Below are 21,926 nucleotides of genomic sequence, written 5' to 3'. Positions count from 1 at the left end.
AGAACAAAATTTCTCTGAGATGTTTGCAAGCGGGCCAGTCCCCTGAGCCGATATTTCATACCACAAGAATGTGGCGCTCCACGGTTGGTGAGCATGCTCGGTCCGTCCGAGAAGCCTTAAAACTGTGACGACGCATTCACCTTGAACCAAGGGTTCAAGGGTTACAGCCTGCGGCGGCATCTCGGAGATTCCCTTCTTTCTGTTCGACCCCCTCTTTGCGTCATTTTCGGTTTTTATCACCTTGTGTATTACACTACGCCAACACGCATCCCTGGCCATTCGCGCATAGTGCGCGCGTGCCAACGCAGGTGGCTTAACATGACCCAACTTTCCGACACCCAAGCAACCCGACAGCAGATCCGTCAACAGATTCGCCAGCGTCGCCGCGCGCTGACGCCCGAGCAACAGACCGAGTTTGCCCTGCAGGGCGCCGATCGCATGATGGCCTACCCGCCGGTGGTTCTGGCGCAAAACGTGGCGCTGTTCTTATCCTTTGATGGCGAGCTTGATACCCGTCCGCTGATCGACCAGCTGTGGCGCGCCGGGAAGCGAGTCTACCTTCCGGTGCTCCACCCTTTTAGCCCGGGAAATCTGCTGTTTTTGCACTATCACCCGCACAGCGAGCTGGTCAGAAACCGGCTGAAAATCGACGAGCCTAAACTTGATGTGCGCGACGTCCTGCCGCTAAGCCAGCTCGACGTGTTGATTGTCCCGCTGGTGGCTTTTGATGCCGCCGGGCAGCGTCTGGGTATGGGAGGAGGGTTCTACGACAGGACCTTACAAAACTGGCAGGCGTATCGTCTGCAGCCCGTTGGCTACGCTCATGATTGCCAGCAGGTAGACGCCCTGCCAACGGCCCACTGGGATGTGCCACTGCCTGCCGTCATCACGCCGTCGACATGCTGGCAGTGGTCGTAAATTAGCGCTGACCGAGCGTTTTCAGCTGCCGGTCATGCCAGCCGCGCAGCAGGAAGAGGGTCGTCAGCGCCCCTAGCAGCGCACAGAACATATCTGACTGGGTGTCCCACGGGTCACCCTGAGTGCCGAGAAAATCATCCGCCCCCTGCCCCATCGCCAGTGCCGCCCACCATTCAATCAGCTCATAGGTGGCGCTGATCGCCAACGCGATACACCCCACCAGAAATGACAACATCTTGCGCCCACGAACATAGCCGCCGCGGATCAGAATCTCCCGCGCCGCCAGCGCCGGCACCAGACCCTGGAAAAAGTGGCCAAGCTTATCGTACGGGTTGCGGCTCAAATTCAGCCACGCCTGCACGTCAAAACCAATCGGCACTTTTGCGTAGGTATACATCCCGCCCACCATCAAAATAATGGCGTGAAAGAAGATAAGCGTATACAGGAGAGGTGTAAGGGGATAACGCGATCGCGTCGCCAGCAGTAACGGCACGATAATAATCACCGGCGTCACTTCCATCAGCCAGGTCAGGCTGTCGTGCGTACCCAACCCCGTCCATGCCAGGATCAGCAGCAGAAGAAAGGCACCCACATTCAACTGAGAAGTATGCATAAATTAAAGGGATCCCCGCAGGGATCCTTTTCAAAGGTTAATCAGAACAGCAGACGCGCGCGGATCGTGCCCGGAATGGCCTTCATCGCCTGCAGCGCATGTTGCGCCACATCTTCTTCCGCTTCAATATCGATAACCACATAGCCCATCTGCGGTGTGGTTTGCAGATACTGTGCCGCGATGTTGATGCTCTGAGCTGCAAAGATCTGGTTGATTGCGGTCAGCACGCCCGGACGGTTTTCGTGGATGTGCAGCAAACGACGACCGCCGTGCAACGGCAGAGAAACCTCCGGGAAGTTAACCGCAGAGAGTGTCGAACCGTTGTCAGAATACTTCGCCAGCTTGCCCGCCACTTCCAGGCCGATGTTCTCCTGCGCTTCCTGCGTCGAGCCGCCAATGTGCGGCGTCAGGATCACGTTATCAAACTCGCACAGCGGGGAGGTGAACGGATCGCTGTTGGTTGCCGGTTCGGTCGGGAATACGTCGATCGCCGCGCCAGCCAGATGCTTACGTGACAGCGCATCGCACAGCGCCGGGATATCGACCACGGTACCGCGCGAGGCGTTAATCAGCAGCGCGCCCGGCTTCATCAGCGCCAGCTCTTCCGCGCCCATCATATTTTTGGTGGAGGCATTTTCCGGCACATGCAGGCTCACCACATCGCTCATGTTCAGCAGGTCGGAGAGATGCTGTACCTGAGTGGCGTTACCCAGCGGCAGTTTGCTTTCGATATCATAGAAATAGACGTGCATCCCCAGCGACTCAGCCAGAATGCCCAACTGGGTACCGATATGGCCGTAACCAATAATCCCCAGCTTTTTACCACGCGCTTCGAAGCTGCCAACGGCCAGCTTGTTCCACACGCCACGGTGGGCTTTGGCGTTGGCTTCCGGTACGCCGCGCAGCATCAGCAGCAGCTCGCCAATCACCAGCTCCGCAACGGAACGGGTGTTTGAGAACGGCGCGTTGAAGACCGGGATCCCGCGTTTTGCCGCCGCGTCCAGGTCAACCTGGTTGGTGCCGATACAGAAGCAGCCGACCGCCACCAGTTTTTCCGCCGCGGCGAAGATCTCTTCAGTCAGATGAGTACGGGAACGCAGGCCGATGAAATGGGCATCACGGATCGACGCTTTCAGCTCTTCGCTGTCCAGCGCGCCTTTGTGAAATTCGATATTGGTGTAGCCTGCTGCACGAAGGTTTTCCACCGCTTTTTGGTGGACGCCTTCAACCAGCAGAAACTTAATCTTGTCTTTTTCCAGTGATACCTTAGCCATTTCCCCGTCCTGTATTTGTCTTATCTGATGTCGTGCGGAACGAAAGTTCTTCCCAGCAACATATCAAAAAAAACTATCGCGGCAATATGAACGTTTGCGTAGGCGACCTGAAGAAATATCACACAGAGGGAAATGACAGGACAAAACACCAGAAAGAGAAGAAAAGGTAGATTGTTACTGAGGCCGGTTGCATAAATGTGACAGAAGTCACCAAATTCGGCCAGGAGAAAAAATATTTGCGAGGGAGCGGATTCGCTCCCTCAATAATATTATTTTACGATGGTTTTCACGCCATCGGCGGTACCGATCAGTGCCACATCAGCCCCGCGGTTGGCGAACAGCCCAACAGTGACGACGCCTGGAATACCGTTAATGGCATTTTCCAGGGCGATAGCGTCAAGGATCTCCAGGCCGAACACGTCGAGAATAACGTTGCCGTTATCAGTGATCACGCCCTGACGGTACTCCGGGCGACCGCCCAGCTTCACCAGCTCACGCGCAACGGCGCTGCGCGCCATCGGAATCACTTCGACCGGCAGCGGGAAGGTCCCCAGAATATCAACCTGCTTGGAGGCGTCTGCGATGCAGATAAATTTGTCTGCCACCGAGGCGATAATCTTCTCGCGGGTCAACGCCGCACCGCCGCCCTTAATCATCTGCATATGGCCGTTAATCTCATCGGCGCCGTCGACGTAAATTCCCAGACGGTCCACGCTGTTGAGATCGAAAACCGGAATACCAAGGCTTTTCAGTTTTTCGGTAGAGGCATCAGAGCTGGATACCGCGCCTTCAATCTGCCCTTTCATGGTGCCCAGCGCATCAATAAAATGCGCCGCCGTGGAGCCCGTACCGACACCCACGATGGTGCCCGGTTGTACATATTGCAATGCCGCCCAGCCTACTGCTTTTTTCAGTTCATCTTGCGTCATGATTATGGTCCGAGATGTGAATACCTGTGGCGCATTATAGAACACCATAGGGGCCATTGTCCCTGTGACAGGCTCACACAACTGAGCAGACCATTTTTCGTCTTCATCAAAAACAAATTTATGTCATAGTGCAAGTTAACGAAAAGTTATGGGGGTACGCCTGAGCAATGAAACGACCGGACTACAGAACACTACAAGCGCTGGATGCGGTGATTAGAGAACGTGGGTTTGAGCGCGCCGCGCAGAAGCTATGCATTACACAGTCCGCCGTCTCTCAGCGTATAAAACAGCTGGAAAATATGTTCGGACAGCCGCTGCTGGTCCGTACGGTACCGCCGCGTCCTACCGAGCAGGGACAAAAACTGCTGGCCCTGCTGCGTCAGGTTGAGCTGCTGGAAGAAGAGTGGCTGGGCGATGAGCAGACCGGTTCAACGCCGCTGCTGCTGTCGCTGGCCGTTAACGCCGACAGTCTGGCGACCTGGCTACTGCCGGCGCTGTCGAATGTCCTTTCCGATTCCCCTATCCGCCTCAATCTGCAGGTCGAAGATGAAACCCGCACCCAGGAGCGGCTACGTCGCGGCGAAGTTGTCGGCGCGGTGAGTATTCAGCCGCAGGCGCTGCCAAGCTGCCTGGTGGATCAACTGGGCGCGCTGGACTACCTGTTCGTCGCGTCAAAACAGTTTGCGCAACGCTATTTCCCGAATGGCGTCACCCGCTCAGCGCTGCTGAAAGCGCCGGTTGTCGCCTTCGATCATCTGGATGATATGCACCAGGCGTTCCTGCAGCAAAACTTCGATTTGCCGCCGGGCAGCGTCCCCTGCCATATCGTTAACTCGTCAGAAGCCTTTGTACAACTCGCCCGCCAGGGCACGACCTGCTGTATGATCCCGCATCTGCAGATTGAAAAAGAGCTCAACAGCGGCGAGCTGATCGATTTAACGCCGGGGCTGTTTCAGCGTCGAATGCTCTACTGGCACCGCTTCGCGCCGGAGAGCCGGATGATGCGTCGGGTAACCGATGCGCTGATCGACTACGGCCACAAGGTATTGCGTCAGGACTAAACGCCGCGCATAAAAAAAGCCACTTCAGAGAAGTGGCTTTTTAATGTATGGCTTAGTGTGCGGTTTCAGGGGCCTTCGCCGGTGCTGCCGGCGCTGCTGGTGTAGCGGCCTGAGACGGTTGCAGTTCAAATACCACATCGACCTGATCGTCAAACTGAATGGTCGCCTGCTCGTAGGTTTCCTGAGCGGAGACCGGCGCCGCATCGGCAGCCTTCATCATGCGCACCATCGGGCTCGGCTGATAGTTCGAGACATGATAGCGAACGCTGTAGATCGGCCCCAGCTTGCTGTGGAAGCCTGACGCCAGCTCCTGCGCCTGATGCACAGCGTCATCAATCGCTGCTTTACGGGCTTTATCTTTGTAAGCATCCGGTTGCGCAACGCCTAAAGAGACGGAGCGAACTTCATTCAGCCCCGCTTTCAGTGCGCCATCCAGCAGCCCATTCAGCTTGTCCAGCTGACGCAACGTCACTTCAACGCTGCGCACCGCGCGGTAGCCTTTCAGAATGCTCTTGCCGTTCTGGTAGTCGTAATCCGGCTGGGTGCGTAAATTCGCAGAGTTAATATCTTTTTTAGCGATGCCGTTCTTTTCCAGGAAAGAGAGATACTGCGCCACCCGATCGTCGGCCTGTTTCTTCGCCGATGCCGCGTCTTTCGCTGCAACGTTAACTTCAATCGCCAGGGTGGCGATATCCGGAACCGCCGCCACGCTGGCGGTACCTGAAGTGACAATGTGCGGTCCATTTGGCAATTCATTTGCCTGCACTGCCATTGCGCTGAATCCGATTGCTGCCGCCAGGGCCATGAGTTTTAACTTCACTGTCGTTTCTCCATCTTACACATGAGTCGCCCATCTACGGGCGCATGTCTGCAAGCTTAACGCGTACGCGACGAAAGTCCATCGGACAACACTTAGTTCACTAACGCCTGGAGATGCACAAGCCCCTCTTTTGCCAGCTGAAAGGCGATAAACCACATCACGACACCCACCAGCACATTGATGATCCGTTGCGCACGCGCAGTACGTAGGCGTGGCGCCAGCCACGCCGCCAACAGCGCCAGGCTTAAGAACCAAATAAAGGAGGCGCTGATCGTCCCTAATGCAAACCAGCGTTTCGGCTCCACGGCAAGCTGCCCGCCCAAGCTCCCCAGCACCACAAAGGTGTCGAGATAGACGTGCGGATTCAGCCACGTCACCGCCAGCATGGTGGCAATAATTTTCCAGCGCCCCTGCTTCATCACTTCCGCGCTGGCCAGTTCCAGATTGCTGCTCATCGCCGTTTTCAATGCGCCGAAACCGTACCACAACAGGAACGCCACGCCACCCCAGGTCACCAGCGCCAGCAGCCACGGCGACTGCATCAGTAATGCGCTGCCGCCAAAAATCCCGGCACAAATCAGCAGCAGATCGCTGACCGCGCACAGCAGCGCGATCATCACATGATACTGCCGACGAATACCCTGATTCATCACAAAGGCGTTTTGCGGGCCAAGGGGTAAAATCATAGCCGCGCCCAGGACAAGCCCCTGAAAGTAATACGATAACATGACGTGTTTTTCCGATAAGGTCGTTAATGCAGGGGAATATAACGCGTAAAAATCATTAGAGGAAATTGATAATTTTAATCATTAATTAATACAGCTAATGACGATGTTATTAAAAAAGGGTCCATGCATAACATGAACCCTTTTTATGCCAGCCTTTAATCAATCAAGCTAACCGATATCCGACGGTCAGGCCTGGCATATCGACGGCGAATTACTCCGCTTTCTCCTGCGGGCGAACCACATGGACATCCATCTGCGGGTACGGGAAGCTGATGCCGTTCGCGTCAAAGTCACGCTTAATACGCTCCAGCACGTCCCAGTAAACGCTTTGCAGGTCGCTGCTCTGGCTCCAGGCACGCACCACATAGTTCACGGAGGATGCCCCCAGCTCATGCAGACGCACGGTCATTTCGCGATCCTTAAGGATACGATCTTCCGATTCGATGATATTGGTGAGCAACTGCTTCACCTTATCAATGTCGGCATCGTAGGATACGCCGATAATGAACTCGTTACGGCGCACCGGCTCGCGGGAAAAGTTAATGATATTGCCGGCAATAATTTTGCCGTTGGGGATCACCACAATTTTACCGTCAACCGTGCGCATCGTAGTCGAGAAGATCTGCACGTTCAGCACGGTACCGGCAATGCCACCGAGATCGACATACTCACCCGCGCGGAACGGACGGAACATCACCAGCAGCACGCCTGCAGCGAGGTTAGACAAGGAGCCTTGCAGCGCCAGACCTACGGCCAGACCTGCGGCACCGAGGACGGCGATCACCGATGCCGTCTGCACGCCAACGCGGCCCAGTGCGGCAATCAAGGTAAAGGCGATAACGGCATAGCGTACAAGCGCAGACAGAAAATCGGCAACGGTCGCATCAATCTTACGCGCCAGCATCAGGCGGTTAACTGTATTCGATACCACCCGCGCCACGATCATCCCGACAATGATAATCGCAATGGCAGCGACGATATTGACGGCATAGCTCAGCAGCAGTTCCTGATTGCGCACCAGCCACGAGCTGGCGTTATGTAGGCTGTCGCCAACGTTCAAATCTTCCATTTAACATTCCTTATGAATACCCATAGGGGAAATAAATAACCAAACCTGCAGTCATCAGGTTAACTAAGGGTAAACAATAAGGGCATATTTTGCCAAGTTGATCACAATTTTCCGCGACCAATCACTGGCTTCAGATGTAAAAAAGCCCGCAATAGCGCGGGCTTTTGGGCAAGAAACAGAATGTTCTTACAGAACGTCGATCGCGTTCAGTTCTTTAAATGCCTGCTCCAGACGAGTCACCATGGACGCCTGTGCAGCGCGCAGCCATACGCGCGGATCGTAGTATTTCTTGTTCGGCTGGTCTTCGCCTTTTGGGTTGCCCAGCTGGCCCTGCAGGTAAGCTTCGTTAGTTTTGTAGTACTGCAGGATACCGTCCCAGGTTGCCCATTGGGTATCGGTATCGATGTTCATTTTGATAACGCCGTAGCTGACGGAATCTTTGATTTCCTGAGCGGAAGAACCGGAACCGCCGTGGAAGACGAAGTTCAGGCTGTTGTGCGGCAGGTTGTGTTTCTTAGAAACATATTCCTGAGAATCGCGCAGGATAGTCGGGGTCAGAACAACGTTACCCGGCTTGTACACGCCGTGTACGTTACCGAAGGAAGCAGCGATGGTGAAACGCGGGCTGATTTTGCTCAGTTCAGTGTACGCGTAATCAACGTCTTCCGGCTGAGTGTACAGTGCAGAAGCGTCCATGTGGCTGTTGTCCACGCCGTCTTCTTCGCCACCGGTGCAACCCAGTTCGATTTCCAGAGTCATGTCCATTTTGGCCATGCGCGCCAGATATTTAGAGCAGATTTCGATGTTTTCGTGCAGCGTCTCTTCAGACAGGTCGATCATGTGAGAAGAGAACAGCGGTTTGCCGGTAGCAGCGTAGTGTTTTTCACCCGCGTCCAGCAGGCCGTCGATCCACGGCAGCAGTTTCTTCGCGCAGTGGTCAGTGTGCAGAATAACCGGCACGCCGTAATGTTCAGCCATCTGGTGAACGTGATGTGCGCCAGAGATAGCACCCAGGATTGCAGCACCCTGCGGAACGTCAGTTTTCACGCCTTTACCTGCGATGAACGCAGCGCCGCCGTTAGAGAACTGAACGATAACCGGAGATTTAGCTTTTGCAGCTGCTTCCAGAACGGCGTTGATGGAGTCAGTACCCACACAGTTAACCGCTGGCAGAGCAAAGTTGTTTTCTTTAGCTACCTGGAACACTTTCTGAACGTCATCACCAGTGATCACGCCAGGTTTTACGAAATCAAAAATTTTAGACATGTTACGTAGTCCTGTATCTTCGGCCGTTTATGCTCGCCATCATGGGTATGGCAGTCCTCTGGCTGACCTCGCGTTCCCCGGTGACGTCAGTCCCCGACGTTCGCGCTGTTGCCCGCGTCCTGCAACACCAACGATTTAAAGCAACAAATTGAATTTTATTTGTAAAACAGGCGGGAATGTCCCGCCTGATCAAACTTACTTCTTAGCGCGCTCTTCAAGCATCGCTACAGCTGGCAGTACTTTGCCTTCCACGAATTCGAGGAATGCGCCGCCGCCGGTGGAGATGTAGGAGATTTTGTCCGAAATACCGAACAGGTCGATCGCAGCCAGAGTGTCGCCGCCGCCTGCGATGGAGAAACCTTCGCTGTCAGCAATCGCGTTAGCCACGATTTCGGTACCTTTACGGAAGTTCGGGAATTCGAATACGCCAACCGGACCATTCCACAGAATAGTTTTAGCGTTTTTCAGGATATCAGCCAGTTTCTGTGCAGAAACGTCGCCCAGGTCCAGGATCTGCTCTTCATCTTTGATGTCGCTAACAGATTTCAGAGTTGCGGTAGCGGTTTCGGAGAACTCAGTGGCTACGCGAACGTCTGTCGGGACCGGGATATCACAGGTGGTCAGCAGGCGCTTAGCTTCATCAACCAGGTCTGCTTCATACAGGGATTTACCAACGTTGTGGCCCTGGGCTGCAACGAAGGTGTTGGCGATACCGCCGCCAACGATCAGCTGGTCAGCGATTTTGGACAGAGAGTCCAGCACGGTCAGTTTGGTAGAAACTTTAGAACCACCAACGATAGCAACCATCGGACGAGCAGGTTCTTTCAGTGCTTTACCCAGCGCATCAAGCTCAGCAGCCAGCAGCGGGCCTGCGCAAGCGACGTCGGCGAATTTACCGATACCGTGGGTAGATGCCTGTGCACGGTGTGCAGTACCGAATGCATCCATCACGAACACGTCACACAGTGCCGCGTATTTTTTGGACAGCGCTTCGTCGTCTTTCTTTTCGCCTTTGTTGAAGCGAACGTTTTCCAGAACAACCAGTTCACCCGCGGCAACTTCAACGCCATCCAGGTAATCTTTAACCAGACGTACCGGGTTAGACAGTTTGTCTTTCAGGTAATTAACAACCGGCAGCAGAGAGAATTCTTCGTTGTACTCGCCTTCGGTCGGACGACCCAGGTGAGAAGTGACCATCACTTTAGCACCCTGTTTCAGAGCCAGCTCAATGGTCGGCAGAGAAGCACGGATACGCGCGTCGCTGGTTACTTTCCCGTCTTTAACTGGTACGTTCAGATCGGCACGGATGAAAACGCGTTTACCAGCCAGATCCAGATCGGTCATCTTAATTACAGACATGGTGAATCCTCTCAATGATTCTTAAAGTTTTGCAGACGCCATACGCGCTATCGCGAACGATTTTGCGCAGGGATGTCTCACCTGAAACCAATAACGGCCATCGCTAACGTCGTGTCGAGCATCCGGTTAGCAAAGCCCCATTCATTATCGCACCAGACCAGAGTTTTGATCAGATGGGCACCACTCACCCGGGTTTGCGTGCCATCAACGATGGCGCTGTGCGGGTCGTGGTTAAAATCTATCGAGACCAACGGCAATTCCGTATAGTCAACTATACCATGAAATGCACCTTGTGCTGCTTTTTGCAACAACTGGTTGACTTCACTGGCTTTTACGGGATTTCTCACCGTGACGCTCAGGTCGATCGCCGTCACATTAATCGTCGGAACGCGGACCGCAATCGCCTCAAAACGGTCATTAAACTGCGGGAAAATTCGCGTAATCCCCGCGGACAATTTGGTATCAACCGGAATGATCGACTGGCTCGCCGCACGCGTACGCCGCAGGTCCGGATGATAAGCATCGATCACCTGCTGATCGTGCATCGCGGAGTGAATTGTCGTTACCGTTCCTGACTCTATGCCGTAGGCATCATCTAACAGCTTTATGACCGGGATAATGCAGTTGGTGGTGCAGGAGGCGTTAGAGACAATACGGTGCTCGGCACGTAGCTCTTCGTGGTTCACGCCAAATACCACGGTCGCGTCGAGATCGCTGGCACCGGGATGGGAAAAGAGCACTTTCTTTGCCCCAGCCTGAAGATGGGCTTCGCCATGCTCACGACTGCCATACACGCCGGTGCAATCCAGAACGATATCAACCGCCAGTTCCTGCCAGGGCAGCGCCGCAATTGAAGGTTCGTGCAGCAGGCGGATGGCATCATCGCCGACAAACAGCTGCTCTCGCTCCTGGCGAACATCCCAGGCAAAGCGCCCATGGCTGGTGTCATATTTCAACAAATGCGCGATGCCTGCGGCGTCCGCCAGTTCGTTGATAGCCACCACGGTAATTTCCGCACGACGCCCGGATTCGTATAACGCGCGAACCACGTTGCGTCCTATGCGACCGAAGCCATTAATCGCGATGCGTATGGTCATAGGTCTCCTGCAAGGTTGTCCCTGATTTGAGATGGCTGACAGAGTAATCCAGCCGCGCCTTAAGGGAAACCTTACCCGTCGCAAACTGCGACTGATTGATTAATTGTCGAACATTTATACGACTGAAACGCTTCAGCTAGAATAAGCGAAACAAGGAATAAAAGGAATGGCTGTCCAGTGGAAGAAGTGAGTTATCTGACATTCGTCACATTTTTGTTGGAATAATATGCCATCGACAGACGGCTTTTGGGAATAACGAAGATAAAAAAAAACCGGGAAAATTCCCGGTTTTTTCTGACGTTAGCCCCCGGATAACCGGGAGGCAGACGACTACAGCAGCGCTTTCGCTTTGGCGACCACGTTTTCCACGGTGAAGCCAAACTCTTCGAACAGCAGCTCTGCCGGCGCAGACTCACCGAAGGTGGTCATACCGACGATAGCGCCGTTCAGGCCGACGTATTTGAACCAGTAATCAGCGATACCGGCTTCAATGGCCACGCGCGCAGAAACGGCTTTCGGCAGCACGGATTCGCGGTAAGCCGCGTCCTGCTTGTCGAACGCGTCGGTGGACGGCATGGAGACCACACGCGCCTTCACGCCTTCGGCAGTCAGTTTGTCCCAGGCAGCAACGGCCAGCTCAACTTCAGAACCGGTCGCGATGAAGATAAGCTCAGGCTGACCTGCGCAATCTTTCAGCACGTAGCCACCGCGAGCGATGTCTTTCAGCTGCTGCTCGGTACGATCCTGCTGTGCCAGGTTCTGACGAGACAGAATCAGCGCAGTCGGGCCGTCATGACGCTCAACGCCATATTTCCACGCCACCGCAGATTCAACCTGGTCACACGGACGCCAGGTGGACATGTTCGGTGTAACGCGCAGGGAAGCGACCTGCTCAACCGGCTGGTGAGTCGGGCCATCTTCGCCCAGACCGATAGAGTCGTGGGTGTAAACCATCACCTGACGCTGCTTCATCAGTGCCGCCATACGCACCGCGTTACGGGCATATTCGACGAACATCAGGAAGGTCGAGGTGTACGGCAGGAAGCCGCCGTGCAGGGAGATACCGTTAGCGATAGCGGTCATACCGAACTCGCGCACGCCGTAATGGATGTAGTTACCGGCGGTATCTTCGTTAATCGCTTTCGAACCAGACCAGATAGTCAGGTTAGATGGCGCCAGGTCAGCGGAGCCGCCGAGGAATTCTGGCAACAGCGGGCCGAACGCTTCGATCGCATTCTGAGACGCTTTACGGCTGGCAATCTTGGACGGATTAGCCTGCAGTTTAGCGATGAATTCATTGGCTTTCGCATCGAAATCAGACGGCATGTCACCTTTCATACGACGGGTGAATTCAGCCGCTTCCTGCGGGAAGGCTTTCGCATAAGCTGCGAACTTCTCGTTCCAGGAGGCTTCTTTCGCCTGACCGGCTTCTTTCGCATCCCACTGCGCATAGATGTCAGACGGGATTTCGAAGGCCGGGTGATGCCAGCCCAGCGCGTCACGGGTCAGCGCAATTTCTGCGTCGCCCAGCGGTGCGCCGTGGGAGTCGTGGGTACCGGCTTTGTTCGGGGAACCGAAACCGATGATGGTTTTGCACATCAGCAGGGACGGTTTGTCGGTGACCGCACGCGCTTCTTCTACTGCACGTTTGATGGCATCGGCGTCGTGACCATCTACGCCACGCACAACGTGCCAGCCGTAAGCTTCAAAACGTTTTGCCGTATCGTCGGTGAACCAGCCTTCAACGTGACCGTCGATGGAGATACCGTTGTCGTCATAGAACGCCACCAGTTTACCCAGTTTCAGGGTACCGGCCAGGGAGCAAACCTCGTGAGAGATCCCTTCCATCATGCAGCCGTCACCCATAAAGGCATAGGTGAAGTGGTCAACGATGTCGTGGCCCGGACGGTTGAACTGCGCCGCCAGCGTTTTTTCTGCGATAGCCATACCTACGGCGTTAGCAATACCCTGACCCAGCGGACCGGTGGTAGTTTCCACACCAGCGGTGTAGCCCACTTCCGGGTGACCCGGGGTTTTAGAGTGCAGCTGACGGAAGTTTTTCAGCTCTTCGATCGGCAGGTCGTAACCGGTGAGGTGCAACAGGCTGTAGATCAGCATGGAGCCATGGCCATTGGACAGCACGAAGCGGTCACGATCGGCCCAGGACGGATTCTGTGGGTTATGGTTCAGGAAATCACGCCACAGGACTTCGGCAATGTCAGCCATACCCATCGGGGCACCCGGGTGGCCGGATTTGGCTTTCTGTACAGCATCCATGCTCAGCGCACGAATAGCGTTAGCAAGCTCTTTACGTGAGGACATTTTGACTCCAGTTCGGACTGTTGAAGGTCATACCCTTAACGGCTTGACGAGAGCGCATTTTGGGCTATGCCAGAAAAAAGTGACAACAATGTAACCCAAGCGACAAAGCATGTACATGGAGCATCCTTTTGTGGTTTAAGAAATCTCCGGAACACGTTGTGCTGCCCCGGAATCCTCTCACCACTGTTGCGCAATAGTCTTTATAATTTGTGCAGGATGCGACTGGCTTATCGTCGTCATTTTCAGACAGATCATCGAACGATTGTGGAAGATAAAAATGAAAATTCGCTCAACTATTCTTGCCCTTGGGATTGCCGCAACCCTTAGCGGATGTCAGAACATGGACTCCAACGCCCTTCTCAGCTCCGGCGCAGAAGCTTTTCAGGCTTACTCGCTGAGCGATGCCCAGGTCAAAGCCTTAAGCGATCAGGCCTGCAAAGAGATGGATGCGAAAGCCACGATTTCTCCTGCCAGCAGCCAGTACAGCCAGCGCCTGAGTAAAATCGCCGCCGCGCTGGGCGACAACATCAACGGCCAGCCGGTGAATTACAAAGTCTATGAAACCAAAGATGTGAACGCCTTTGCGATGGCTAACGGCTGTATCCGCGTATACAGCGGCCTGATGGATATCATGAACGATAACGAAGTCGAAGCCGTGATCGGCCATGAAATGGGCCACGTCGCCCTCGGCCACGTGAAGAAAGGGATGCAGGTCGCCCTCGGCACCAATGCCGTTCGCGCCGCTGCCGCCTCCGCCGGCGGTATCGTCGGTAGCCTGTCGCAATCTCAGCTCGGCGATCTCGGCGAAAAACTGGTGAACTCACAGTTCTCCCAGCGCCAGGAATCAGAAGCCGACGACTACTCCTACGACCTGCTGCGCAAACGTGGAATTAACCCGACAGGGCTGGCCACCAGCTTCGAGAAGCTGGCCAAACTGGAAGCCGGTCGTCAAAGCTCGATGTTTGACGATCACCCGGCGTCTGAAGAACGTGCCCAACACATCCGCGATCGCATGAAAGCGGACGGCATTACGAGCCAATCCCGGTAGGCGTAGATTGTTGCAGCCAGTTTGGCCACGAACAGCGCGGAACCACCGGAGCGTACACGCAGTACGTGAGGATGGTGAGCACAGCCCGGGGCCAAAATGGCAAATAAAATAGCCTCCCCCCTCCCGCATGGGAGGGGGTATCCGGTTAGTAGAGAGTCTTCTGCGGCGGCCCGGCAAAGCGCAACGCGCCGATGCTGCCCATTCTGACTTCAACCACCGACGGCCCCGGCATCGCCAGCGCCTCGGTCATCACCGCGCGGAAATCGTCAGCCCGCTCAACGCTCCACGCCTGCAGGCCGATAGCCTGCGCCAGCAGCGTGAAGTCCGGCGTATGCAGCTCGTTGTAATACTGACGACCGCCAAAATATTTATCCTGAATGCCACGCATCACCCCATAGCCGCCATCGTTCATGATAATCAAGGTCACGTTGGCTTTTTCCTGCGCCAGCGTCGCCAGCTCGCCCAGGTTCAGGCTCAGGCCGCCGTCGCCCACCAGGCCGACAATCTTGCGCTGCGGGTTGGCGATGGCGGTCCCGATAGCCATCGGCAGCCCCATGCCAATGGCGCCAGCCAGCGAATGCACGTTCATCATCGGACCATGGGCGCGGAACAGGCGGCTGCCCCACAGGCTGCCGGAAACGGTAATGTCGCGAACCAGAATACCGTCGTCAGGCAGCGCCTGCGCAATAGCGTCGTTCAGCTGAGCATAGGCGCCGCACTGCTCGCGTAGCCCCTGCTCTGCCAGCTCCAGCGCCGCTTTTATTTGCCCGTCCCACTGGGCACTACCCCACTCACGCCCCCGCGCCTTAGCCGCCAGTGCGCTCAGCATCACGCTGCAGTCGGCCGTCACGGTGTTATCCATCAGATAGTTACGGCTGGCCGCCGCCGGGTCGATATCAATCTGCACCCGCGGAGACGGCAGCTCCAGCGTCCAGGAGCGGGTTTCGTTGCTGCGCAGGCGCGAGCCCGCCACCAGCGTAAAATCACATTGCGCCATCAGCGCCTCAACGGAAGGCGAGTTATGGAACGCGCGCAGGCTGGCGCGATGGCTGTCCGGCAGAATGCCGCGTCCGTGGGTGCTGGAAATCACGGTGATCCCCGCATCCGCCAGTGCCTTCACCGCTTCTCCGCTGGCGATGGCGCCGCCGCCGAGCCACAGCAGCGGCTGTTTAGCCTGCTTCAGCTGCGCCCACAGGGCATCCACGGTGGCCGGGTCAGCGGACGCCACCGGCGCGGTGCTCAGCGGGGCGGTCACCAGCGACAGCGGTATTTTCGCCCCCTGAATATCAATTGGGATCTCCACCGAAACCGGCCCGCACGGCGGCGTCTGCGCCTCCTGGATAGCCTTGTGCAGAATCGCGATGGCCTGGTTGGCATTGCTGATGCGCCAGGCGCGTTTAGAGCTGGCTTTCAGGAAGCTCAGCTGATCGCGGGTTTCGTGAATAAAACCGGTATCCGCATCCAGCCAGGTTTTCTCTACCTGACCGGTCAGATGCAGCAGCGGCGTACCGGCGTTCATCGCCTCGACCAGCGCGCCAACCGCGTTGCCCGCTCCGGCGCCGGTACTGGTCAGCGCCACCCCAAGGCCGGAGAAGCGACCGTGGGCATCCGCCATGGTGACCGAGCCGGCTTCGCCGCGCGCCGGGACAAAACGGATCTTGCCGCGCTGACCAATCGCATCGGCCACCGGCAGGTTATGAATGGAGATGACGCCGTAAATAGCCTCAACGTTATACTGCTCCAGCGTTCTGGCGATGGCTTCGCCGACGGTTATCATTTCGCTCATTGCTCACCCTTCTCTCAATCGCACCAGTGATTCACGCTATTACCCGTCGCCAGATAAATGCTCTTTTGTTGCATCCAGGCTTTCAGCCCCTGAATGCCTTTTTCGCGGCCCAGACCGCTCTCTTTAAAGCCCCCAAACGGGGTCGAAATGGAGAAAACTTTGTAGGTGTTGATCCACACCGTCCCGGCATCCAGGCGATCGCTTAAGCGCAGAGCGCGTCCACTGTCGCGGGTCCAGATGCCTGCCGCGAGGCCATAGACCGAATCGTTAGCCTCGCGGATCAGCTGCTCTTCATCACTAAACGACATCGCGATCAGCACCGGGCCGAAGATCTCTTCCTGGCACACGCGCGCGCTATTGCTCAGGCCTTCGACGATCGTCGGCTGGAAGTAGCTGCCCGCCGCCAGCGCCGGATCCGCCGGGATCTCGCCGCCGCACAGCACCTGGCCGCCTTCGCGTTTCGCCAGTTCGACATAGGCCAGCACGCTGTCGCGATGCTGTTGATTAATCAGCGGCCCAACGTGGGTATCTGCATTAAACGGATGGCCGATCCGCAGCCCGAGGGTCAGTTCCAGCAGTCGCGCCATCAGCTGCGGGTAGACTTTTTCATCAACAAACAGCCGTGAACCGGCGATACAGGCCTGGCCGCCAGAGCTGAAAATGCCGTAACAGATGCCGCGTGCCGCCTGGTCAATATCGGCATCTTCCAGCACGATGGTCGGCGATTTCCCGCCCAGCTCCAGCGACGCCGGGATCAGTTTGTCTGCCGCCACGTGCGCCAGATGACGCCCGGTACGGGTACCGCCGGTAAACGAAATTTTGCGGACCCGCGGATGGCGGGCCAGCGCGTCGCCAATCACCGAGCCTTTCCCCGGCAGGACGCTCAGCAGCCCGGCGGGCAGGCCGGCCTGTTCGAAGATCCGCGCCAGCTCCAGCGCCATCAGCGGCGTGGCTTCCGCCGGTTTAAGGATCACCGCGTTACCGGCGGCGATGGCCGGGGCTACTTTTTGCATCTCGCTGGCGATCGGCGAGTTCCACGGCGTGATCGCCGCCACCACGCCCAGCGGCTCGTAGCGGCTCAGGGTCAGCAGATCGTTGTGGCGCGGCGTCGGCAGTTCCCCTTCCAGCAGTTCGCAGGCGGCGGCGAAATATCGGGCGCAGCCCGCCGCGCTCATCACCAGCCCCCGCGTTTCCGCCAGCGGTTTGCCGTTGTCGCGGCTTTGCATCTGCGCCAGCGCATCCACGCGTGATTCGATCAGGTCCGCCACCTTATGCAGGATCTTTGCCCGCTGGTGCGCCAGCATGTTGCGCCAGGCCGGATCCTGCCAGGCGCGATCGGCACAGGCGATCGCCTCGTCGAGATCCTCCAGGCTGGCCGCATGCAGGCTGGCATTCACCGAACCGTCGGCCGGAAAGTAGCTGTGCATCAGGTTGCCGGTGCCGTGGCGCCAGTGGCCGCCGATAAAAATCATTAAGTCATCCATCGCAGCCTCTCAGCGTTGCGCCAGTTCACGGCAGGCGCGGACCGCGCTCAGTGCCGCCAGGGTGGACGTTTTGGGGTTATCGGCAAGCGGTAAGCCGCTCAGCTCGAGGCGAAATTCGCCGAACAACCCTTCAACATGTAACGTATGGGTATTGCGTTGCGTCACCGGGTCGACCATCAGCTGTACGCGGGTGGCATCCATCCCGATGCCGCCCAGCGCCACGGTGGCCGCGACGTTGGCATTCGCCGGAAACAGGCGAGCCGCTTCACGGGCGCTGCCCTCGAAAAAAATGGTCGCTTCGTTGACCGCATTAAGATCAATCAGCATTTCTGCGTAGCTGCCGCGCCAGCTGGCCGGGCTTTTACGCGACTGATAGGTCACCCGCTCCAGGCCCCCCTCTTTCGCCGCCGCCAGCCCGTCGATACCCGCCACCGCGCCGGATAACAGGCTCAGACGGCCGCCCGCCTGCTGCAAACGCTGTTCAAGGGCGCTATCGGCGAGGGCGCCGGTGGAGATCACCGCCAGGTGCCAGCCGCGCGCCAGAATCGCTTCGCCAAATTGCGCAACCGCCTGCTGGCTGGCGCACTCCAGCACCAGGTCCGGGTTTTCGCTACAGTCCTGCGGGTCGTCGAGTACCGTCACCGCCACGCCGAAGCGGGCGCGGATCGCCGCATGGTGCGGTTCACGGGCGACAATCCAGCCTAACGTCACCTCTGCCGGCAGGCGGGCAATCACCGCCTGCGCCATGGCGCCGTAACCGATGAGCATGATTTTTTTCATGATGGCTCCTTATCTACAGGTGACGGCAAAAACCGCCGGAGACATCCAGCGCGGCACCGGTGGTAAACGACGCCAGCGGCGAAGCCAGGAACAGCAGCGCCTGCGCGGGCTCCTGCGGCTTGCCGAGACGTGCCATCGGGATCCCCCGCTGACGGGCGATATCCGCCGTCCACTCAGGCCAGCTCTGGTGCTTATCGGCGCGGTTTTCAAAACGCCGCTGCCACTGTCCGGACTCCACCATGCCCAGTAAAATCGAGTTCACACGGATCCCTTTTCCCACCAGATCTTTTGAGAGCGTCAGGGTCATATTGAGCAGCGCCGCGCGGGCGGCGGAGGTGGCGATCATGTGCTCCTCCGGCTGCAACGCCAGCAGTGAATTGACGCAGGTAATCGAGGCGATATCCGACTGCTCCAGCTGCGGCAGGAAGGCGTTCACTGGGTTAATGACGCCAAACAGTTTCAGTTCAGCTTCGTGCAGCCACGCCGCGCGCGGGGTGTCGGCGAAATGCGCCACGTAGCCCTGCCCGGCGTTGTTGATCAACATATCCGTTCCGCCAAAGCGCTTAGCCACCTCGGCGGCAAAGGCCTGAACCTCTTCTTCTTTAAGCACGTCGCAGCAGTAAGAGAACACCTCTGCGCCGGGATATTCGTTTTGCAGCGCCGCATGGGCGCTGGCGAGGCGGTCAGGATTGCGGCCGCAGAAGGCGACGTTCGCCCCTTCTCCCAGCAGCAGACGCAGCGTTTCAAAGCCGATCCCTGACGAGCCTCCGGTGACGACCGCAACACGTCCTTCAATTTGTGCATTCATCGCGCACCTCTTCCCCTACTCGTAAAAGCTGTTGATTAAAAAAGGTTTCATTATCGAGATAGCTGGCATGTCCCGCCTGCGGAATAGCGGTGTACGGCATGCCGTAGCGCAGCGCCAGCCCCTGAACCAGTTCGGGCTGAGTGATCGCGTCCTGCTCGCCGCACCACACTTCAAACCGGCCGCGATAGTCACCAAGCCAGCGGTGAATATTGTCGTGCGCCAGCATCCACGCCGCCGCAAGGTAGCCCTCACGACGCAACGCGCGCATGCCGGCGGCCACGGTGGCGATATCGCTCGCCTTCGCGCAGGGGTGCAACAGCTTCGCCGCCCGGGTGGATGCCATGACTTCGGCGCCCTGGGCGATCAGCTGCTGGCGGCTGTGCCAGACCTTTTCCCGTTGTTGAGCCTCGGCCTGACCGTAGCCTTGCGCGGCATCGGCTAACACCAGATACCGCACGCGCTGCGGATACTTCGCCGCAAAGGCGCTGGCCACCAGCGCGCCGAGGGAGTGTCCCACCAGCACCGTCTGCGCAACGCTGGCGCGGTCCAGCAGCTGTGCCAGCGCGTCGGCATAATCGCCGGCATCGGCCTGCTCAACCGGCAGCATCGGGCTTTCGCCATAACCGGGCATATCCCAGGCCAGCACGCGGTAGCCGGACAGCGCCATCTGTTTATGCCAGGAGGCCGCGCCGGAACTGATGCCGTGCAACAACATCAATGGCGTGCCCTGCCCCTGATCACGAAAACCCGTCATAGCGCCTCCTTAATTACGCTTCACTTTCGACAGCGGATGATCTTCCGGGTAGGTCGGGATATTCGGCTTCTTCGTCCCCAGCATCACGCACATCAGCGCCTCTTCTTCACCGTGGTTAAACAGCCCACGGTAGATCCCCGCCGGGACGGAAATCAGGTCGCGCTCGCGCAGCACGGTTTCGGTATAGCTGTCGCCATCCTGAATCATCAGCGTGATCTGCCCTTTGAGCATGAAGAACACTTCCTCCACGTCGTCGTGCAGGTGCAGCGGCCCTTCACATTTCGCTGGCAGCACCATGGTGGAGAAGGTGAAGTTTTCTGCCGCGACGGTATTGGTATCATTGGCGACGCCGGTGGCGCCGGTGCCGATATAGCGCATCTGGGCACGGCGATATTTCGGGTCAAAATCGGCCTGGAATTTCAACGCGTTCCAGTCGTATTTCCGCCCTTCAAAGCGCGCGATACGCGACTCCACCCACTCTTCCATCGTCAGATGTTCAGGTTTGATACCCTGTTTTGCAGTTACGGTTGAATCAGTCATCGTTTTATCCTCAGTAACGTCTCAGCAGCGGCAGTAACAGGACGCAGCCCACCGCCGCCATCACCGCCAGAAAAATCATTCCGGAATCCATACTGTGCGTGAAGGCGATGAGCGCCCCCATCACCGCCGGCGACAAGGCACCAGCAAAGTTTCCCAGCCCGTTGAAAATGCCCCCGGCGGTGGCGCTGACCCGTGGATGGGTCGCCTTAGCCAGCAGGGCGAAGATGTTGGGTGCACCGGTGCCCCACATAAAGGTGCTAAAACTCATGGCCGCAATTACCGTCAGCGGGGTGTGGAGATGCATCACCGCCGCCAGACCAACCGCCGCCCCGGCCAGCGAAATAAAGCAGGCGGCAGCGCGTTTATCGAGGCGGTCGGAGAGCCAGGCGCCGATCACTTCGCCCAGCAACATGGCAATAAACGGCATCGACGACAGCCAGCCGGCATGCTCCAGATGAATGCCTTTACCTTTAACCAGATAGCCCGGCAGCCAGCCGTTAATGCCCCACAGATAGGCCAGGAAGGCGATGTTAAAGACGCAGATCATCCAGAAGTGCGGGCTGACGAACAGCTCGCGGCGGGCGGCGCGCCGGGCTTCCTGCGACACTTTCTCCGTGGTCGTTTTGCTCTCCAGCTGGATCCCACGCAGACCAATACGCACAAAGATCAGCACCGGCAGCGTCAGCATCGCCATCACAAAGAAGGTGCTCTGCCAGCCGAAGGTGTTCAGCAGCCAAATGGAGAGCGGGAAACCAATTGCCGCCCCGATCGGCGTGCCGAGCAGCCACAGCATGGTGGCCCTCGCCTGTAGCCGCTGCGGGAAAGTGTGGCGGACAACGGCGAACGCCAGCGGGAACAACGGCCCTTCCGCAATCCCCAGCAGGATGCGCAACGTGACCATAGCGGTATAGTTATGGGTAAAGCCCATCATCACCATTAAGATGCACCACACCACCATCATGCCGGTCAGCAGACGCAGCGGCGCAATACGGTCGCCCAGACCGCTGAGCAGCACTGAGGAGAAGCCGTAGCTCAACAAAAAGGCGCTCATCAGAATGCCGAGCCGCGTGGTGTCAAACTCCATCCCCATCGCCTGTTGGAAATGGCTATCGGAAAACAGCGCGGCGATGCTGATTTTGTCGAAGAACGCCAGCAGCACGCAGGCCAGCAGCGACAGCGGAATTGCCCAGCGAACCGCTTTTTCAGGCGTGCAGACGCTCTCACCGCTTGCCTCAACCGGCGCGGCGTTTGTCTCTAATGTGGTCATCTC

At 57.3% G+C, this 21,926-nt stretch carries 20 protein-coding genes and 1 other RNA gene; 4 read left to right on the top strand and 17 right to left on the bottom strand.

Annotation, left to right across the window (positions count from 1 at the left end; genetic code table 11):
* The first annotated feature begins 8 nt into the window (after window positions 1–8).
* Both ssrS and HF679_RS22475 read left to right on the top strand, forming a co-directional pair.
* Window positions 9–192: non-coding RNA, 6S RNA (gene ssrS, locus HF679_RS22480), on the top strand.
* 126 nt (window positions 193–318) lie between these two features.
* A complete protein-coding gene (locus HF679_RS22475; protein WP_123756544.1) occupies window positions 319–918 on the top strand; it encodes a 5-formyltetrahydrofolate cyclo-ligase in 600 nt (199 codons plus the stop codon).
* A gap of 1 nt (window position 919) precedes the next feature.
* Here the strand turns inward: HF679_RS22475 and HF679_RS22470 are convergent, their stop codons facing one another.
* The 3 genes from HF679_RS22470 to rpiA form a co-directional block, all read right to left on the bottom strand.
* Window positions 920–1,531: a DUF2238 domain-containing protein gene (locus HF679_RS22470; protein WP_154144035.1), complete on the bottom strand. Its 612-nt coding sequence runs from the start codon at window positions 1,529–1,531 to the stop codon at window positions 920–922.
* A 41-nt stretch (window positions 1,532–1,572) separates the two neighbouring features.
* Entirely contained in the window at window positions 1,573–2,805 is a 1,233-nt protein-coding gene (gene serA, locus HF679_RS22465) for a phosphoglycerate dehydrogenase (RefSeq protein ID WP_123756542.1), read from the bottom strand.
* Window positions 2,806–3,074: 269 nt separating this feature from the next.
* Window positions 3,075–3,734 (bottom strand): ribose-5-phosphate isomerase RpiA, encoded by a 660-nt coding sequence (gene rpiA, locus HF679_RS22460; protein WP_123756541.1) that lies wholly within the window; start codon window positions 3,732–3,734, stop codon window positions 3,075–3,077.
* Window positions 3,735–3,901: 167 nt separating this feature from the next.
* On the opposite strand from rpiA, the gene argP reads away from it, so the two are divergent.
* Window positions 3,902–4,795 carry a DNA-binding transcriptional regulator ArgP gene (gene argP, locus HF679_RS22455; RefSeq protein WP_123756540.1) on the top strand — a complete coding sequence of 298 codons (894 nt, stop codon included), beginning with the start codon at window positions 3,902–3,904 and terminating at the stop codon, window positions 4,793–4,795.
* Window positions 4,796–4,847: 52 nt separating this feature from the next.
* On the opposite strand, the gene HF679_RS22450 is transcribed toward argP, so the two are convergent.
* The 7 genes from HF679_RS22450 to tkt form a co-directional block, all read right to left on the bottom strand.
* The gene (locus HF679_RS22450; protein WP_187042382.1) at window positions 4,848–5,615 is read right to left on the bottom strand and encodes an oxidative stress defense protein; all 768 of its coding nucleotides are present in this window, start codon (window positions 5,613–5,615) and stop codon (window positions 4,848–4,850) included.
* Window positions 5,616–5,707: 92 nt separating this feature from the next.
* The gene (gene argO / locus HF679_RS22445) at window positions 5,708–6,343 is read right to left on the bottom strand and encodes an arginine exporter ArgO (RefSeq protein WP_123756538.1); all 636 of its coding nucleotides are present in this window, start codon (window positions 6,341–6,343) and stop codon (window positions 5,708–5,710) included.
* Window positions 6,344–6,554: 211 nt separating this feature from the next.
* The gene (mscS, locus tag HF679_RS22440; RefSeq protein ID WP_123756537.1) at window positions 6,555–7,412 is read right to left on the bottom strand and encodes a small-conductance mechanosensitive channel MscS; all 858 of its coding nucleotides are present in this window, start codon (window positions 7,410–7,412) and stop codon (window positions 6,555–6,557) included.
* Window positions 7,413–7,598: 186 nt separating this feature from the next.
* Entirely contained in the window at window positions 7,599–8,678 is a 1,080-nt protein-coding gene (gene fbaA, locus HF679_RS22435) for a class II fructose-bisphosphate aldolase (protein WP_123756536.1), read from the bottom strand.
* A gap of 195 nt (window positions 8,679–8,873) precedes the next feature.
* The gene (gene pgk, locus HF679_RS22430; protein WP_123756535.1) at window positions 8,874–10,037 is read right to left on the bottom strand and encodes a phosphoglycerate kinase; all 1,164 of its coding nucleotides are present in this window, start codon (window positions 10,035–10,037) and stop codon (window positions 8,874–8,876) included.
* Between the two features lie 77 nt (window positions 10,038–10,114).
* The gene (gene epd / locus HF679_RS22425; RefSeq protein WP_123756534.1) at window positions 10,115–11,134 is read right to left on the bottom strand and encodes an erythrose-4-phosphate dehydrogenase; all 1,020 of its coding nucleotides are present in this window, start codon (window positions 11,132–11,134) and stop codon (window positions 10,115–10,117) included.
* A gap of 330 nt (window positions 11,135–11,464) precedes the next feature.
* Entirely contained in the window at window positions 11,465–13,456 is a 1,992-nt protein-coding gene (gene tkt, locus HF679_RS22420; RefSeq protein ID WP_123756533.1) for a transketolase, read from the bottom strand.
* A 277-nt stretch (window positions 13,457–13,733) separates the two neighbouring features.
* Here tkt and HF679_RS22415 point away from each other — a divergent pair, with 277 nt between their 5' ends.
* Entirely contained in the window at window positions 13,734–14,504 is a 771-nt protein-coding gene (locus HF679_RS22415; protein WP_154144036.1) for a M48 family metallopeptidase, read from the top strand.
* Window positions 14,505–14,649: 145 nt separating this feature from the next.
* On the opposite strand, the gene HF679_RS22410 is transcribed toward HF679_RS22415, so the two are convergent.
* Genes HF679_RS22410 through HF679_RS22380 form a run of 7 tightly spaced genes read right to left on the bottom strand, consistent with a single transcriptional unit; the run spans window position 14,650 to window position 21,923 of the window.
* Window positions 14,650–16,290, bottom strand: a complete 1,641-nt coding sequence (locus tag HF679_RS22410; protein WP_123756531.1) for a thiamine pyrophosphate-binding protein — start codon at window positions 16,288–16,290, stop codon at window positions 14,650–14,652.
* A gap of 14 nt (window positions 16,291–16,304) precedes the next feature.
* On the bottom strand, window positions 16,305–17,774 hold the full coding sequence (locus HF679_RS22405; protein WP_123756530.1) for an aldehyde dehydrogenase: 1,470 nt from the start codon (window positions 17,772–17,774) through the stop codon (window positions 16,305–16,307).
* Window positions 17,775–17,783: 9 nt separating this feature from the next.
* Window positions 17,784–18,554, bottom strand: coding sequence for an aspartate dehydrogenase (locus HF679_RS22400; protein WP_123756529.1), 771 nt, complete (start codon window positions 18,552–18,554; stop codon window positions 17,784–17,786).
* 13 nt (window positions 18,555–18,567) lie between these two features.
* The gene (locus HF679_RS22395; protein ID WP_123756528.1) at window positions 18,568–19,362 is read right to left on the bottom strand and encodes an SDR family oxidoreductase; all 795 of its coding nucleotides are present in this window, start codon (window positions 19,360–19,362) and stop codon (window positions 18,568–18,570) included.
* A complete protein-coding gene (locus HF679_RS22390) occupies window positions 19,346–20,116 on the bottom strand; it encodes an alpha/beta fold hydrolase (RefSeq protein ID WP_123756527.1) in 771 nt (256 codons plus the stop codon). Before HF679_RS22390 ends, HF679_RS22395 begins: the two co-directional genes overlap by 17 nt.
* A 9-nt stretch (window positions 20,117–20,125) precedes the next feature.
* Window positions 20,126–20,656, bottom strand: a complete 531-nt coding sequence (locus HF679_RS22385) for a cupin domain-containing protein (RefSeq protein ID WP_123756526.1) — start codon at window positions 20,654–20,656, stop codon at window positions 20,126–20,128.
* 10 nt (window positions 20,657–20,666) lie between these two features.
* Window positions 20,667–21,923, bottom strand: coding sequence for an MFS transporter (locus HF679_RS22380; protein WP_123756525.1), 1,257 nt, complete (start codon window positions 21,921–21,923; stop codon window positions 20,667–20,669).
* Between the last annotated feature and the right edge of the window lie 3 nt (window positions 21,924–21,926).

It is taken from the genome of Enterobacter sp. JUb54 (assembly GCF_014298075.1).
In the GTDB taxonomy this organism is placed as follows: Bacteria; Pseudomonadota; Gammaproteobacteria; order Enterobacterales; family Enterobacteriaceae; genus Klebsiella; species Klebsiella lignicola.
Note: the sequence above shows the minus strand (reverse complement) of the source record. Positions and strands in the feature narration are given on the sequence as shown.